Source organism: Pantoea sp. Ap-870, from assembly GCF_011752515.1.
Taxonomy (GTDB): domain Bacteria; phylum Pseudomonadota; class Gammaproteobacteria; order Enterobacterales; family Enterobacteriaceae; genus Pantoea; species Pantoea dispersa.
The window spans coordinates 193,936-209,881 of sequence record NZ_VWXG01000002.1; the positions used below are offsets into that span (position 1 = coordinate 193,936).

14 protein-coding genes are annotated in these 15,946 nt (G+C 59.7%); 9 read left to right on the forward strand and 5 right to left on the reverse strand.

The features are described from left to right. Positions 1 to 3: 3 nt before the first annotated feature. The 4 genes from F3J41_RS06950 to F3J41_RS06965 form a co-directional block, all read right to left on the reverse strand. Positions 4 to 936 carry an ABC transporter substrate-binding protein gene (locus tag F3J41_RS06950; RefSeq protein ID WP_166710399.1) on the reverse strand — a complete coding sequence of 311 codons (933 nt, stop codon included), beginning with the start codon at positions 934 to 936 and terminating at the stop codon, positions 4 to 6. Between the two features lie 17 nt (positions 937 to 953). Next, complete coding sequence (locus tag F3J41_RS06955; RefSeq protein WP_058770232.1) at positions 954 to 2,267, reverse strand: LLM class flavin-dependent oxidoreductase; 1,314 nt, start codon at positions 2,265 to 2,267, stop codon at positions 954 to 956. 79 nt (positions 2,268 to 2,346) lie between these two features. Beyond that, on the reverse strand, positions 2,347 to 3,477 hold the full coding sequence (locus F3J41_RS06960; RefSeq protein WP_371815453.1) for an amidohydrolase: 1,131 nt from the start codon (positions 3,475 to 3,477) through the stop codon (positions 2,347 to 2,349). 18 nt (positions 3,478 to 3,495) lie between these two features. Next, on the reverse strand, positions 3,496 to 4,491 hold the full coding sequence (locus F3J41_RS06965) for an MsnO8 family LLM class oxidoreductase (protein WP_058781525.1): 996 nt from the start codon (positions 4,489 to 4,491) through the stop codon (positions 3,496 to 3,498). Positions 4,492 to 4,908: 417 nt separating this feature from the next. Here F3J41_RS06965 and F3J41_RS06970 point away from each other — a divergent pair, with 417 nt between their 5' ends. The 8 genes from F3J41_RS06970 to F3J41_RS07005 are packed head-to-tail and all read left to right on the forward strand — an operon-like array spanning position 4,909 to position 13,316. Beyond that, positions 4,909 to 6,531 (forward strand): TIGR04028 family ABC transporter substrate-binding protein, encoded by a 1,623-nt coding sequence (locus tag F3J41_RS06970; RefSeq protein WP_104093335.1) that lies wholly within the window; start codon positions 4,909 to 4,911, stop codon positions 6,529 to 6,531. A 10-nt stretch (positions 6,532 to 6,541) separates the two neighbouring features. Then, complete coding sequence (locus F3J41_RS06975) at positions 6,542 to 7,486, forward strand: ABC transporter permease (protein WP_199188986.1); 945 nt, start codon at positions 6,542 to 6,544, stop codon at positions 7,484 to 7,486. Continuing rightward, positions 7,483 to 8,340, forward strand: a complete 858-nt coding sequence (locus tag F3J41_RS06980) for an ABC transporter permease (RefSeq protein ID WP_058770236.1) — start codon at positions 7,483 to 7,485, stop codon at positions 8,338 to 8,340. The genes F3J41_RS06975 and F3J41_RS06980 overlap by 4 nt, the downstream gene beginning before the upstream one ends. Next, positions 8,337 to 9,947: an ABC transporter ATP-binding protein gene (locus F3J41_RS06985; RefSeq protein ID WP_166710403.1), complete on the forward strand. Its 1,611-nt coding sequence runs from the start codon at positions 8,337 to 8,339 to the stop codon at positions 9,945 to 9,947. Before F3J41_RS06980 ends, F3J41_RS06985 begins: the two co-directional genes overlap by 4 nt. Further along, positions 9,944 to 10,948: a putative FMN-dependent luciferase-like monooxygenase gene (locus F3J41_RS06990; protein ID WP_059012114.1), complete on the forward strand. Its 1,005-nt coding sequence runs from the start codon at positions 9,944 to 9,946 to the stop codon at positions 10,946 to 10,948. The genes F3J41_RS06985 and F3J41_RS06990 overlap by 4 nt, the downstream gene beginning before the upstream one ends. 12 nt (positions 10,949 to 10,960) lie before the next feature. Next, on the forward strand, positions 10,961 to 12,064 hold the full coding sequence (locus F3J41_RS06995) for an alkylhydroperoxidase domain protein (RefSeq protein ID WP_166710405.1): 1,104 nt from the start codon (positions 10,961 to 10,963) through the stop codon (positions 12,062 to 12,064). 2 nt (positions 12,065 to 12,066) lie between these two features. Next, entirely contained in the window at positions 12,067 to 12,444 is a 378-nt protein-coding gene (locus F3J41_RS07000) for a peptidase dimerization domain-containing protein (RefSeq protein WP_166710407.1), read from the forward strand. A 23-nt stretch (positions 12,445 to 12,467) separates the two neighbouring features. Next, positions 12,468 to 13,316: a VOC family protein gene (locus F3J41_RS07005; protein WP_166710409.1), complete on the forward strand. Its 849-nt coding sequence runs from the start codon at positions 12,468 to 12,470 to the stop codon at positions 13,314 to 13,316. Positions 13,317 to 13,470: 154 nt separating this feature from the next. Here F3J41_RS07005 and F3J41_RS07010 read toward each other — a convergent pair whose 3' ends face one another. Then, on the reverse strand, positions 13,471 to 13,737 hold the full coding sequence (locus F3J41_RS07010) for a YdgH/BhsA/McbA-like domain containing protein (protein ID WP_058770242.1): 267 nt from the start codon (positions 13,735 to 13,737) through the stop codon (positions 13,471 to 13,473). Positions 13,738 to 14,358: 621 nt separating this feature from the next. Here F3J41_RS07010 and F3J41_RS07015 point away from each other — a divergent pair. After that, entirely contained in the window at positions 14,359 to 15,942 is a 1,584-nt protein-coding gene (locus F3J41_RS07015) for an arylsulfatase (protein ID WP_166710411.1), read from the forward strand. The last annotated feature ends 4 nt before the right edge of the window (positions 15,943 to 15,946 follow it).

Sequence of the window (15,946 nt, forward strand, 5' to 3'; positions counted from 1 at the left end):
TCCTTAATCGCCCAGTCCGGGCGGATTGATCTCGGAACGATCCAGACGCTCCACGCCTTCACCCCAGCGGTTCAGCACCTTGTCGTAGTCACCGTTTTTGATCACGCCATTGAGTGCGGTGTTAATTGGCTGCACCAGCCCGTTGTCTTTCTTCACCGTCACCGCGATGTGCGCCGCCTTCGGCCAGCCGCCGTCCACGCTACCCACCAGCCGGGTCTTTTTGGTCAGCGCCGCTTTCCATGCGCCAATCACGTTAGGGCCGAAGTAAGCGTCGGCGCGCCCGGCCTGTAACGCCAGCGTCTGCGCAGCGTCATCTTTGGTATAAATCGGTGTAAAAGGCTTCAGTCCCTTAGCCTGATTCTCTTTATCCCAGGCCAGCAGGATAGCCTCCTGATTGGTGCCGGAGCCGACGATGATGCGCAGGCCGGCGATATCTTCTGCCTTGCTCAGCGAGGTAATCGGGCTGCTGGTTTTCACATAGAAGCCCAGCGAATCTTTACGGTAGGTGGCAAAATCAAAACGCTGTTTACGATCTTTGGTCACCGTCACGTTGGTGATCGCCGCGTCATATTTGCCCGATGCCACGCCCAGCGGCCAGTCCTCCCACGAGGTAGGCACGATGTTGAGCTTCAGCCCGAGGCTGTCGGCCACCAGACGCGCGATATCCACCTCACTGCCCAGCAGCGTTTTATTGTCGTCGCTGAATACCGTGAGCGGCGGCGAGTTGAGTGCCGCCACCGCCACGGTGAACGATCCCGGCACGGCAAATTTGTGGCCCGCCGGAATTTGCGCCACGGCGGCAGGATTCTCTGGCGTGTTGATGGGCGTTTTATTGGCGGCAAGGCTCACCTGCTGACCATTGACGGCCACGTCCTCGGCCAGAGCCGCACTGCTCAGGCTGAGTAACAGCAGCACAATCAGGGATTTTTTCTGCATAGCGTGTTTTCTCATCGTTATTGTGGTGTGAACTGGTTGAGCGGTTGTTTCAGACCAAAGCTGGCGCGCAGCGTGCTGCCCGGGTATTCGCGACGCGTCAGGCCGCGCGCCTGGAGAACCGGTATCACCTGATCAACAAAACGCTCGAAGGTGTCCGGCGTGCCGCCCTGAATAATGAAACCGTCAGTGGCTTCGGTTTCGAACCACAGCTGCAGACCATCCGCCACCTGCTGTGGCGTGCCGTGAAACAGCGGACGCGGCGTCGCGGCTTCCAGCGCCGCCTGGCGCAGCGTATGGCCGTGTTCACGCGCTTTGCGTTTGATTTCGTCGGTGGTGCTACGGAAGCTGTTCTGGCCAATATCGCCAATGTCCGGGAACGGCTGGTCGAGCGGATACTGCGAGAAGTCGTGATGGTCAAAGAAGCGACCGAGATAGTTGAGTGCATCCTCAATCGAGACCAGCGCCGCGGTGGTCTGGTACTGGCGCTCGACGTCTGCGTCATCCTCCCCCACGATCACACTGACGCCCTGGAAAATGTGCAGATCGCCCGGTTCACGCCCGTTCGCCACCAGCTGCTGCTTCACATCCCGGTAGAACGCCTGCGCCTCTTCGCGCGTTGGCTGATGGGTGAAGATGGCGTCAGCATGACGCGCCGCCAGCTTGCGGCCATCTTCCGAGGCGCCCGCCTGAAAGATAATCGGCCGGCCCTGCGGCGTGCGCTCAATGTTCAGCGGCCCCTGTACCTGGAAAAAATCACCGTGATGATTCAGCGTGTGCAGTTTGTCAGGCGCATAGAACTGACCGCTGGCTTTGTTGCGCACAAACGCGCCCTCTTCCCAGGAATCCCACAACCCTTTCACCACCTGCAGGTATTCGTCGGCGATGCGGTAGCGCAGCGCATGCTCGGGATGCTGCTGACGCGAAAAGTTTTTTGCCGAGCCCTCCAGCGGCGATGTCACCACATTCCAGCCCGCGCGCCCGCCGCTGAGATGATCGAGACTGGCGAACTGGCGGGCGACGGTGAACGGCTCACTGTAGGAAGTGGACACCGTACCGACCAGACCGAGATGCTCGGTGACGCCGGCCAGCGCCGACAGCAGCGTCAGCGGTTCGAAGCGGTTAAGAAAGTGCGGGATCGATTTCTCATTAATGAACAGGCCATCGGCGACAAACAGGAAATCCAGTTTGCCAGCCTCGGCTTTACGGGCGATACGGCGGGCGTAATCAAAACTGATGCTGGCATCCGCCTGCGCCGCCGGATGACGCCAGGCGGACATGTTGCCGGATGCGCCGTGCAGAATGGTGCCGAGGCGCAGTTGTCTTGCAGTCATAATCGTCTCTCTTTGCTCATGGCGCAGCCTGCCGGCGATAGCCTTATCGCCGTACAGCGCTGCCAGAAATGGAAGGAAATCAGTTAAGGATGGCGTCGCGACATCGCGCGTTTAGCTGCTGCAATGCCTGTTGCGCCAGCTGACTGAAGTAGTGTGCCGCCGGGGCGATCAGCGCTTCATCGGGGTTGAAGCCACCGTGATGCAGGCCAAATTCACTGGCGCTGCCAATGCTGACAAACGCGCCAGGGAGCTGCTGCAGGTAATAAGCGAAATCTTCGCCGCCAAGGTGCAGCTCAGCCTGTTGCACCTGATAACCCACCTGCTGCGCAACCTGACTGGCAAACTGTGCCCAGTGGGCGTCGTTCTCCAGCACCGGCGGCCCCGGATGCCAGCTAAAGGTGGCCGTGGCACCGCTGGCGGCGGCGATATTGACCACCACCTCGCGTGCACGCTGCTCCAGCTGCGCGCGCACCTGTTTATCGTGCGTGCGCACCGTGCCGCCAAATTCCGCTTCAGCCGTCTGCTGACCGTCGTGCCTGTGTGCATCAATCCGCGTGACGCTCAGCACCAGACTGTCCAGCGTATTAAAGCTGCGGCTGGTGAGGGATTGCAGCGCCTGAATAATCTGGCTGGCGACCAGGATGCTGTTCACGTCCGCGCGGGTGCTGTGCACGCGCACCACAAATTTATCGGCGTTGGCATAAAACGCACCGCTGCGCGTGGCAAAGGTGCCCGTGGGCAAACCCGGTTCGTTGTGCATGCCAAAAATCGCCTGTACCTGATCCAGCACACCCGCGTCGATGAACTGGCGCGCACCCTGGGCAATCTCTTCCGCCGGCTGGAACAGGATGCGCACCCGCCCCGGTAGCTGATCTTCCCGTGCTTTCAGCTGCAGCGTGGCACCCAGTATCACTGCACTGTGCACATCGTGACCGCAGGCGTGCATGACGCCGGCTTGCCGTGAACGAAAAGGCAGCCCGGTGGCTTCATGGATCGGTAATGCATCGATATCGGCACGCAGGGCGATCAGGGGCGCGCCCTGACCCACTTCCGCCACCACGCCGGTGTGCAGCGGATAATCCAGCAGGCGCACGTCAGCCTGCTGCAGCCAGCGGCGCAGCCGCGCGCTGGTTTCCACTTCATGACCGGAGAGTTCCGGCCAGCTGTGCAGCTCGCGCCGCCAGTCAATCAGCTGCTGTTCGTTTACTATCGTCACAGGACCTCCCGGTCAGGCGCTAACCAGACGATGCGTCGCCAGCAGTTCGAGGGATTTCACCCGCGCCTGCTCCTCCGCCACCGGCGTATCAATAACAAACTCTTCAATGCCGTAGCGCTGGTGCAGCGCATCAAGCTGCGCGTGCACCTGTGCCGCGGTCCCTTTCAGCAGCGACGGCGTGCGTGGCTCAATCACGTAGTCACTGAAGCCGCCCTGACGCACATAGCGCTCAGCCTGTTCAATGCTGCCGACGTTAACGCTCTGTCCGCCCGTCACGCTGACGTGATAAATACGCAGTGTGTCGACCAGCAGGTCGGCTTCTGCCGGCGAATCCGCCACCACCACCTGTACCGCCACCAGCGCACGCTGACCCTGACTGTGCTGGCGATAGCTGTTCAGCACCTGCGCCATCAGTTGCGGATCGCCGTTGTGGTGTGCGGCGAACACCAGCTGCCAGCCGAGCTCTGCCGCCAGTCGGGCGCTCGCTTCGCTGGCTCCGAGCAGAAAGCGATTGGCCGGACGCGGCGGCTGCGGCGTGGCGCGCAGGATCTCCTCATCCCCCACCGGCGGCACACTGAGCCAGCTATCCAGCAGCGCCAGCTGTTCGGCAAAGCTGCCTTTCTCCTGCTGGCGCACCCCCAGTTGCAGCGCGCGGGTAGAAAGCGGCAGTCCGCCGGGCGCTTTACCCACGCCCAGGTCGATACGTCCAGGTGCCAGCGCAGCCAGCAGGTTGAAGTTTTCCGCCACTTTATAAGGGCTGTAGTGCTGCAACATCACGCCGCCGGAACCCACGCGGATATGCCGGGTCTGGCCGATGATCCAGGCAATCAACAATTCCGGCGAAGGACTCGCCAGCTGGTCGCTGTTGTGGTGTTCCGCCAGCCAGAAGCGGTGATAACCCCAGGCTTCCGCGCGCTGAGCCAGCTGCAGTGTGCGATGCAGGGCCTGCGTGGCGCTCTCACCTGCTGCAATCGGTGATTTGTCGAGCAAACTCAGTCGGTATGACATGCGCCTGTTCCTTATTTCGATGAATAGGGTTGCGATGAATATGGCGCTTAGTGTGGCGGGGAGATTTATATTTCGTAAAACAACTAAATCGGCAAAGCGATTCAGGAAATGAGAAATAGTCATAATACTGGTGGATGAAAGCCTGATTTTTCGTAAAGCGGATTTCGCTTTCTGTCGGGTTAACATTACGCGCGGAGGTAATGATCCGCAGAAGCAATAACATCAGCGCAGGTTTTCAGGTTGAGAAAAAACAATTTTATCGGGCCAGGAAAACAACCCGGTAATTGCGGCATACAATTAATTCTCCGCTTTTGTTATTTTCGCAAAAGCTTAGTGCAATTCATTGGTTCAACTCACGGGTTGCACATTTGATGATGATTTCAGCCCACCGGGCACTTGATAACAAAGGAAATCATCATGAAGACGCATTTTCACTTGCGGGCGCTGAGCTTAGCCCTGCTGACAGGGATATTTAGCGCCCACGCGGCGGAGACGCCGGTCAAAGGCGGCACGCTGATTTATCTGGAACAGCAGGCACATACCAATCTTTATCCGCCGGCCGGGGGTTTTTATCCCAACGGCGGCATTCTCAATCAGATCACCGACAAACTGACGTGGCAAAATCCAAAAACGCTACAGGTGGAACCGTGGATTGCCGAAAGCTGGAGCAGCAACGCGGATAAAACGGAATACACCTTTAAAATTCGCCCTGGCGTCACTTTTTCCGATGGCACGCCGCTGGATGCGAATGCCGTGGCGAAAAACTTTGATACTTACGGACTCGGTAATAAAGCCCAGCGCCTGCCGGTGTCTGAAGTGATTAATAATTACGAACGCAGCGAAGTGATTGATCCGCAGACGGTGAAGTTTTATTTCAAACAGCCCTCACCTGGATTTTTACAGGGCACGGCCACCATTGGCTCCGGGCTGGTTTCGCTCAGCACGCTGCAACGTAGTTTCGATCAGCTCGGCGATGCGCGCCATATTATTGGCTCCGGGCCGTTTGTGGTCAGCGATGAAAAGCTCGGGCGGGAAGTGGATTTAACCGCGCGCAAAGATTACCAGTGGGGACCGAAAAACAGCACCCAGCAGGGACCGGCGAATCTGGCTGGCATCAAATTTATCGTCACACCGGAAGATAGCGTGCGCATCGGCGCACTGCTGGCCGGTCAGGCCGATTTTATTCGCCAGGTGCAGGCGTATGACGAAAAACAGGCACAGCAGCAGGCGTTCCCGGTTTACGCTGCGCCGACGCGTGGCGTCAACGACAGCATCAGCTTCCGCCCGGATAACCCGCTGGTCAGCGATCTGCGCGTACGTCAGGCGCTGTTGCACGCGACCAACGCGCAGCAGGTGGTGCAAACCCTGTTTTCACCTAACTATCCGCAGGCCACCTCGGTACTCGCCGCCTCGGCCGCCGGGTATGTCAACCTCGCGGACAAACTGAAATATGATCCCGCCCGCGCCAGGCAACTGCTTGATGAGGCTGGCTGGCAGCCCGGCAGCGACGGCATCCGCGCCAAAGCGGGGCAAAAGCTGGCCCTGACCGTGTATGAATCGCTGCCGCAGCCGCAGAACAAAGAAGTGCTGCAGCTGGTGGCCCAGCAGTGGCGTCAGGTTGGCGTCCAGCTCACGGTGAAAGCCGGTGACGCCGGCAGCCGCACGCTGGACAACCTCGATCCGCTAAAAACCCCGCTCACGGTCTCGGAAGTGGGCCGCGCCGACCCGGACGTGGTGAAGAGCATGTTTTATCCCGCCAACCGCGATGCGCTGCTGCAAAAAGGCGGCTCCAGCGACAAAGTCCGGCATTTCCGTGACGACCAACTCAACAAGCTTTTGGTGGCGATCTCGGCCGAAGTCGATCCGGCGAAACGTCTGGCGCTCACCGGAGACGCCCAGCGTTATCTGCTGGATCAGGCTTATGTGATCCCGATCTTTGAAGAGCCGCAGGTGTTTGCCGGCGCGCCGTGGCTGAAGGGCGTGAGCTTTGAAGCCGTAGGCCGACCGTCGTTCTACGGCGCATGGCTGGAAAAACATTGAGAGGATGATGATGCGACACGCACTGCTGCATAGAGCGGGACAAAGCCTGCTGGTGTTATGGGCGGCGTTTACCCTGTCGTTTCTGCTGCTGCAGGTGCTGCCGGGCGATGCGGTGCTGATCAAGTTCCAGAATCCGGATCTGGGTCTCAGCCCGCAGCAAATTGCAGAGATGCGGCAGGCCTACGGTGCCGATAGCCCGATCTGGCAGCAGTATCTGCATACGCTGCTGGCGATGCTGCGCGGTGACTTTGGCTACTCGGTGCAGGCAGGTGTGCCGGTCAGCGATCTGCTGCGCAGCAATCTGCCCGCCACGCTGCAGCTGGCGCTGGCCGGATTTGCCGTTGCCTGCGTGGTGGCCTTCGCACTGGCGGCGCTGGCGCGACTGCCTGCGCTGCGCCTGCTGCGTACGCTATTGCAGTCGCTGCCGGCACTGTTTATTTCGCTGCCGACGTTCTGGCTTGGCATCGCGCTGATTCAGCTGTTCTCCTTTCAACTGCGCTGGATCCCGGTGATCAACCCATCGCCCCTGCAGGGGCTGATTCTGCCGGTGCTGACCGTCGCCGTGCCCATCTCCGCCCCGCTGGCCCAGATTCTGCTGCGCAGCATCGATCAGGTTGCTACTCAGCCGTTTGTCGCCGTGGCCCGCGCCAAAGGTGCCAGCGCACAACACGTGCTGTGGCGCCATATCATGCGTAACGCGCTGCTACCGGTGCTCAATGTGGCCGGTTTGCTGCTGGGGGAACTGATCGCGGGCGCGCTGATTACTGAAACCGTGTTCGGCTTAAGCGGCATCGGCCAGCTGACCCAGCAGGCGGTCAACAATCAGGATATGGCGGTGTTACAGGCGGTAGTAATGATCTCCGCCCTGGCGTTTGTGCTGATCAACCTGCTGGTCGATCTGCTGATGCCGCTGTTCGACCCACGTCTGCAAACCGTAGCCGGAGGAAATTCATGAGTCTGGTCGATTACTCTACCGCGCGTCAGGGACAGCCGGCCTTGCGGCGCGATCGTGCCCGCCGCCTGCAGCCCGGCTTGTGGCTGGCATGGACGGTGCTGGCGCTGGCGTTTGTGGCGGCCGTGGCACCACAACTGTTTACCCACTATAGCCCGACCGAAGGCATTGCCGGCGCGCAGCGCTTAGCGCCGCACAGTGCGCACTGGCTCGGTACCGATCAACTCGGACGCGACCTGCTGGCGCGCATCGTTTATGGTGCCTCGCAGTCGCTCTCTGCGGCGGTCGCGGCGGTGGCGATGGGGCTCACTGGCGGAACCGCGCTGGGCGTCCTGGCCGGGGCCGTGGGCGGCCGCACTGAACAGGCGCTGATGCGACTGGTGGATGTGCTGCTTTCAATCCCGGCGCTGCTGCTGTCATTAAGCCTGCTGATCCTGCTGGGTTTTGGCACCGTGCACGCTGCGCTGGCGGTGGGCATCGCTTCGATTGCCAGTTTTGCCCGGCTGGCGCGCGGCGAAGTGGTGCGGGTACGCCGCAGTGAATATGTGGAAGCGGCTTTCGGCAGTGGCGGCCGTTTCTGGCAGGTACTGTGGCGCCACATTGTCCCGAACTCGCTGACCGCGGTGATTGCCTTCGCCGCACTGCAGTTTGGTCAGGCCATTCTGGCGCTCTCAACCCTCAGCTTTCTCGGCTATGGCACGCCGCCACCGACCCCCGAATGGGGTTTGCTGATCGCCGAAGGCCGCAACTATCTGGCTACCGCGTGGTGGCTGACTACCTTTCCCGGCGTGGTGGTGGTCGCCGTGGTGCTGGCGGCGAATCGCGTCAGCCGTCAGCTGGCAGGAGGTGACGCATGACAGCGCTATTAAGCGTGGAAAACCTCAGCCTCAGCTATCGCCAGCGCGGCGTGTGGCGTGAAGTGGTGCATAACGTGAGCTTTTCCCTGCAGCCGGGCGAAATGGTGGCGCTGGTCGGTGAATCCGGCTCAGGCAAAACCACCACGGCCCAGGCGATTATCGGTCTGCTGGCGGACAATGCCCGGCGCGATAGCGGTAAAATTTTGCTGAACGGCACCGATATCGCTGGCTGGTCATCCCGGCGCATGGACAGCGTGCGCGGCGTGCATATCAGCCTGGTGCCGCAGGATCCCGGTAATTCGCTTAATCCGGTGAAGACCATTGGCGATCAGGTTGGCGAGATCCTGCAGCTGCATCAGAAGCTTAGCCGGACCGCGCGCCAGCAGCGCGTACTGGAACTGCTGCAAAAAGTTGGGCTGAGCCATCCGGAGCAGCGCCTGCATCAATATCCGCATCAGCTCTCTGGCGGGATGAAGCAGCGCGTGCTGATTGCCATCGCGCTCGCCCTGCAACCACAGTTGATCATCGCCGATGAGCCAACCAGCGCGCTCGATGTCACGGTGCAAAAGCGCATTCTCGATCTGCTCGACCAGCTACGCCGTGAGTTCGCCACCGCCGTGCTGTTTGTCACCCACGACCTGGCGCTGGCCGCGGAACGCGCTGACCGTCTGCTGGTGTTTCGTCACGGCGAGATCCAGGAACAGGGAAGCGCAGCGACGCTGGTCAGCGCGCCACAGCATCCTTATACCCGCCAGCTGTTACAGGACGCGGTGCCCGATGCTGCCGCTCTGCCTTATCCGTCCGCAGCCCGTTTTTCCACACCGGCGATTGAGCTCAACGCCATCGATAAACAGTTTGCGCTCGGCAGGCAGCAGACGCTGACGGTGGCGAAAGCGGTCAGCCTGACGGTGCCACGCGGCACGACGCACGCGCTGGTGGGTGAATCCGGCTCCGGCAAAACCACGCTGGCGCGCATTCTGCTTGGCTTTGAACGCGCCGATCGCGGCAAAGTGGTGATCGACGGCATTGATGCCAGCAGCCTCCGCGGCGAAGCGCTGCGCCAGCTACGGCGCAAAATCCAGTTTGTTTACCAGAATCCGTTCGCCTCGCTCGATCCGCGCCAGACGCTGTTTAACATCATTGAAGAACCGCTGCGCAACTTTGGCTCGCTCAGCGCCGCCGCACGCCAGCAGCGGGTGCACGAGGTGGCGCAGCGGGTGGCACTGCCGCTGGATCTGCTGACGCGCAGGCCGCGCGAGCTGTCCGGCGGCCAGCGTCAGCGCGTCGCCATCGCACGGGCGTTGATCCCGCAACCGGCGATTCTGGTGCTGGATGAGGCAACGTCAGCGCTGGACGTCACGGTGCAGGCGCAGATTCTGCAATTGCTGCAACAGTTACAGCGCAAGCTGGGCCTCACCTATCTGTTTATCACCCACGATTTGGCCACCGTACGACGACTGGCACACAGCGTTACCGTGCTGCGCGCCGGCGAAGTGGTTGAACAAGGTGACACCGTCACACTGTTTAATGCGCCGCAGCATCCCTACACCCGCGCGTTAATTGACGCCATTCCGGTTTTCCGTCCGCTGATTAAGGAGTCTGCATGACGCGCAAACGCATCGGTTTTTTTACCCGCCTGCTCGACGACACCACGGCGCAACAGCGCTACCGGCTGGCGACGGAACAAATTCAGCACGCTGAACGCTGCGGATTTGACAGTGCCTGGATCGCGCAGCATCACTTTCATGAAAAGGAAGGCGGGCTGCCCTCACCGCTGGTGTTTCTTGCTCACGTGGCCGCGCACACCCGTCGTATCCGCCTCGGCACCGGCATCATCACCCTGCCGCTGGAAAATGCCCTGCGCGTGGCCGAAGACGCGGCGGTGCTGGACCTGCTGAGCGACGGACGACTGGAGGTGGGGCTCGGCTCCGGCGGCACGCCAACCTCATTTTTGCCGTTTGGCCTGACCAGCGAACAGCGCGCCGGCGTGTTTGCCGACCAGTTGCATACGCTGCTCAGCGCGTGGCGCGGCGACACGCTGGCCCATCCGGACAATCATCTCTATCCGCCGGCTCCCACGCTGGCGCAGCGCGTGTGGATCGCCACCTTTTCCGTTGCAGGCGCGACGCGTGCCGGCCAGGCCGGTCACGGGCTGATGTTATCGCGTACCCAGCCGCGGCCGGCGGGCCAGCCGGACCTGTCGCTGCAGCAGTTGCAAAACCCGATGATCGATGCTTATCTCGCGGCGCTGCCGTCGGGCGTGGCGCCCCGCATCCTGGCTTCACGCACCGCGTTTGTTGCCGACTCGAACGACTACGCGCGCCGCCTTGCCGCGCCCGGTCTGCAGCGCCAGGCGGAGCAGTTTCGCAAGGCGGGCCACGACATCACCGGCAGCACGCTGGAGAGCCACGCGCGCCAGCTCGATGCGCATATCGGCGATGCCGACGCGGTGCTGGCTTCGCTGCTGGCCGACAGTACGCTGACGCGCGCCACCGACATCACCTTCCAGGTGCACTCTATCGATCCGCCGCACGCCGATACGCTGCGTTCGGTAGCGTTAATTGCTGAACATATTGCCCCCACGCTGCGCGCGCTGGGTACCGCTTAACAGGAGAAAACCATGTCTCAGGCTACAGATTTACTGGCGGCGCTGGCCGATATCGACCCGGCGGCGCAACTGGCAGAGGCGCGCAACGTGCGTCAGGCCGCGACCCGACACGCCCAGGGCAGCTATGAGGTGCTGTTTGGCCAGGATGACGACGATTTCCCGCTGGCGCAGCGCTACGCGCTCGCCGGGCAGGTCGCCGGCTGGCACGGCGTCACATCATTGCAGGCACACTATCAGCAGCAATCCAGCGAAACCCCGACAGATACGCGCTTTGCCGCCGGTCGCGCCTTTGCTGAACTGCTGAGCCTGCATCCGGTCGACGCCACACCGCAACAACTGACCACGCTGCGCCATGCCGGCTGGACGCCGCGCGGCATCGTCACGCTGGCGCAGCTGGTGGGATTTGTCAGCTTTCAGAGTCGCCTGCTGACCGGCCTGCGCCTGCTGAGCGGTGAAGCATCGCGCGCCCAGCCCCATGCGGTGGCCGGCAAATGGCATAGCGCCCCGCTCACGGCCAGCGGTCAGACTGCGCTCACCGCGTTTACCCAGCAGGAGCTGGGCTGGGAGCCGTGGCTGGCAGCCAAACCGCTCAGCGAGTTTACGGCGGAAGAACAGGCGACGCTGGCAAAAAATGGTCATAGCGAGTCCGACTATTTCCGTCTGCTGGCGCGCAATCTGCCGCTGCTGGAACAACGCACGCTGACGGATAAAGGCATCTTTTATACGCCGGGCGGTTTACCTCGCGCCGAGCGCGAACTGGCGGCCACGGTGGTGAGTAAAGTCAACGGCTGCATTTACTGCGCGTCCGTGCATGCCCGCAAAGCCAGTCAGCTGTCAAAAGATGAGACTGCGGTGCAAAAACTCCTGAATGTCGCGCCGGGTGCCGAGCTGGCACACGGCCAGTCCGCGCGCTGGGCGGCGATTATCGATTTTGTCGCCACCTTATCGCTAACTCCGGTCGCCAGCAGCCAGACCCAACTGCAGGCGCTGCGCGAGCACGGACTGGATACGCTGCAACTGCTGGACCTGATCCAGTCCGCCGCGTTTTTTGCCTGGGCCAACCGCCTGATGCTAACGCTGGGCGAACCTTTCTTACCCGAACAGCCGCAGGGATGACCATGACACACACGTTATCTGCCACACCGGCAGCGTTTACTGACCATTTTCATATCACCATTCACGGCAAAGGCGCTCACGCTGCACGTCCGCATGAGGGCATCGACAGTATCGTTACCGGCAGCCACATCGTCAGCGCGCTGGCGGCCGCCGGCCTGGATGTCACCCGCTTTCAGGGTGGCAACAGCTGGAACGTGCTGCCGCCAGAGGTCGTCGTGGAAGGCGTGCTGCACAGCGAGGATGCCAGTGCGCGCCAGCGGTCATCGGCGCAGGCCGCGACGCTGGTCAGACATATTGCCCGGGCGTTCGGCGCCGAAGCGCAGCTCGCCTGGCAACCGCAACGCGAAGCCGAACGCAGCGCGACACCGCGGTCATCGTAATGATGCGAACCAGGAGGCAGATAATGGCGATACCGGTACCCGTTCCACAGCTCGATCATGCAGTGATCAATGTTGCCGATCGGCTGGATGACGCCAGCGCGCTGTATCGCCGGCTCGGTTTCCAGCTCACGCCACGCGGCCATCACTCGCTGGGCTCCAGTAATCATCTGGCGGTGTTTGGTGATAATTATCTGGAACTGCTGGGCTATGAAGCCGGGCGTGCGCACCAGCGTCAGGATATCTGGCAGGCACCGGCGGGCCTGAGCGGTCTGGTATGGAAAACCGGCGATGCCGATGCGGTGTGGCGCTATCTGGAAAGTCAGGGTATTGATGGCGATCCCGCCGCCAGTTTTTACCGGCCGGTGCAGTTGCCGGATGGCAGCGCACAGCAGGCGCGTTTTCGCACCGTTCGCCTGCGCCCCGCTCTGGTGCCAAATGGACGCAGTTTTTTCTGCCAGCATGAGACACCGCAGGCGGTCTGGCAGCCAGTGTGGCAGCAGCATCCCAACGCGGTGACCGATATTATTGAGTTTGTGGTGGTGGCCCAGGATCCGGCAGCCGCCGCGCTGCCCTACAGTCGTTTATTTGGTGCCGATAAGCTCACCGCCTGCCAGCAGGGCGCGTTTGTGCTGAAAGCGGGCGTGGCCACCGTGCGCTTTGCCGCTGCGCACTATGTGAAGCAGCGCTTTACCGGCCTGCCGCCAGATTATGACGGCAGTGCGCGTATGGCCGCGCTGACGCTGCGCAGCAGCGACTTACGCAGGGTGAAAGCCAGCCTGCTGCTGGGCGATGTGCCTTTCCGCGAAGAGCCGGATGCCATCGTGGTCAGCGCGGAACAGGCCAGCGGCGTGGCGCTGCGGTTTCAGCTATGAAAGCATTGTCGGAGTAGATTGCCTGCTGACGACCTGGCAAGCGAACCAGATCTTAATCTCATCGCTTACTGTAGAAATAGAAACACGACAACAGGCCGTTATTAAAACGGCCTGTTGCAATGACTATGACGCCTGATTTGCAGCGTATAATTTATTATTTATACACTGTTGCCGTACCCTGTATTTTCTTGCCTTCTTTGCCGGAGGTGATCACAAAATATTTACCCCCCATCTCATCGGCCTTTTTCGAGATTTCAGCCATGGCCTCTGCCGGTGAACTGTATTCATTATTGGTACTAACCTTACCAACTTCCTGATACTGCTTAGCCTCTTCTTTAGTAATCTCCTGCGCTGCCAGAGCCGATAAAGAGAAAGTTGACGCCACCAGCAATGACATTATTGCTACCGTAATTTTTTTCATAAATCACCCCAGATTAATTGATTCCATCCCGTTCCGGATGGCCTTTTAAGGCTTAGGTGAGCCATAAAAATAACGCAAACCTGAACGCTGAAAAATATGACCCGCCTCGTAAAAAATAACCAGCCACTTTCAGCCCACAGAAAATTTATTCATATATTACAATATATTAAGTTATTTTAAGCTTATTCAAAATAAGAAATTCCCTAGACGAAATGCGGAGCAGTGCGATACAGCAGAAAAAAATCACTCTGCCGCTCACATTTTTAAAATAGCACTTGGCATTCCAGTTATGAGCCGCTATGGTTGCTACATAACCAGATACACAGCCTGCTCATTTTTTGCATTTTTATACCTTGGTTACTTATATCCTCTCGCACACCGCATATTTTTCGCCTGCACGCAGCCTGCGTGCAGCGGGCCACGCTTTAATAAAAACTATTTAAAATCACAGATAATCAGACTGACTGAGCACCGCCATTCCGCACCGGGAAATAGCTATCAAAAAGATGCGTTTATTCATCTGCCGTCCTTTCAGGGTAAGGAGGAAATAACCGTCTGCGCAGCACTTATTCGGTCGGAAAAATTCTGACCTGGTCGGAATACAATTATCGGAGTGCAGAAATGTCCAGATTACCTTTTAGCAAGTCACTATTAGCGTCCATGCTATCTGTGGCCTGCTGTTCCTGGAGCGCCCATGCGGCTCCTCAATCCCCGACGCCCTCTACCGCGCCCGAGCAAAATTCGGGCAAGCCTAACATCGTGGTGATTTTTGGCGATGACATTGGCTACTGGAACATCAGTTCCTATAACCAGGGTACCATGGGATACAAAACGCCCAACATCGACAGTATTGCCGCCGAGGGCGCCAAATTCACCTCGTATTACGCCGAGCAAAGCTCCACCGCCGGACGCTCGTCGTTTATCACCGGGCAGATGCCGTTCCGCACCGGCATGAGTAAAGTCGGTATGCCAGGTGCGCCGCAGGGCCTGCAGAAAGAAGATCCGACCATTGCCTCAATTTTGAAACAGCTCGGCTATGCCACCGGTCAGTTTGGTAAAAACCATCTGGGCGATCGCAATGAATTCCTGCCTACCGCACACGGCTTCGATGAGTTCTTTGGCAATCTGTATCACCTGAACGCCGAAGAAGAACCGGAGAACCCGGACTATCCGAAGGATCCTGAGTACCGTAAACAGTTCGGTCCGCGCGGCGTCATTAAAGCCAGCGCGGATGGCAAGGTTGAAGATACCGGGCCCCTAAACGTGAAACGTATGGGCACGGTGGATGAAGAGTTCCTCGCCGCCAACAACGATTTCATGGAGCGTCAGGTCAAAGCGGGCAAACCGTTTTTTACCTGGTTCAACACCACGCGCATGCACAACAAAACGCACATTAAACCGCAGGATCAGGGCGTGACCGGCCTCGGCGACTACGCAGACGGCATGGTTGAGCACGATAAAATGATCGGCGAGGTGCTGAAGAAAATCAAAGATCTGGGTATCGAAGATAACACCATCGTGATTTACACCACCGACAACGGTCCGATGATCGCCACCTGGCCTGATTCCGGCATGACGCCATTCCGCGGCGAGAAAAATACCGGCTGGGAGGGCGGGTTCCGCGTCCCAGCGATGATCAAATGGCCGGGACACATTAAGCCTGGCACGATGATCAACGATATTTTCGGCAGCAATGACTGGTTCCCGACGCTGGTTGCCGCAGCGGGCGTGCCGGATATCAAACAGCAGCTGCTGAAAGGCTATAAGACCAGCGCCATGACCTACAAAGTGCATCTGGACGGTTACAACCAGCTGGATTTCCTGCAGAGCAAAGGGCCCGATCAGCGTAATGAGTTCTTCTACTGGAGCGATGACGGCGATCTGTTAGCGATGCGCTACGGTCGCTGGAAAGCCCATTTCATGATTCAGGAACACACCGGCCTCGACCTGTGGAAATATCCGTTCGTTAAACTGCGCACGCCACTGATCTTCGACCTGGAGATCGACCCGCTGGAGCGCGGTGACAGCGGTATGGATTACAACCACTGGTTCTATGACCGTCTGTTCCTGCTGGGTGGCGCGCAGAAATATGCCGCAGAAATGCTGCAAAGCTTTAAAGAGTTCCCGCCTCGTCAGAAACCCGGTTCCTTCACCGTTTCGGATGTGCAGAAACTGATTGACGAAGGCAGCCCGGCCACTAACTGAGTTA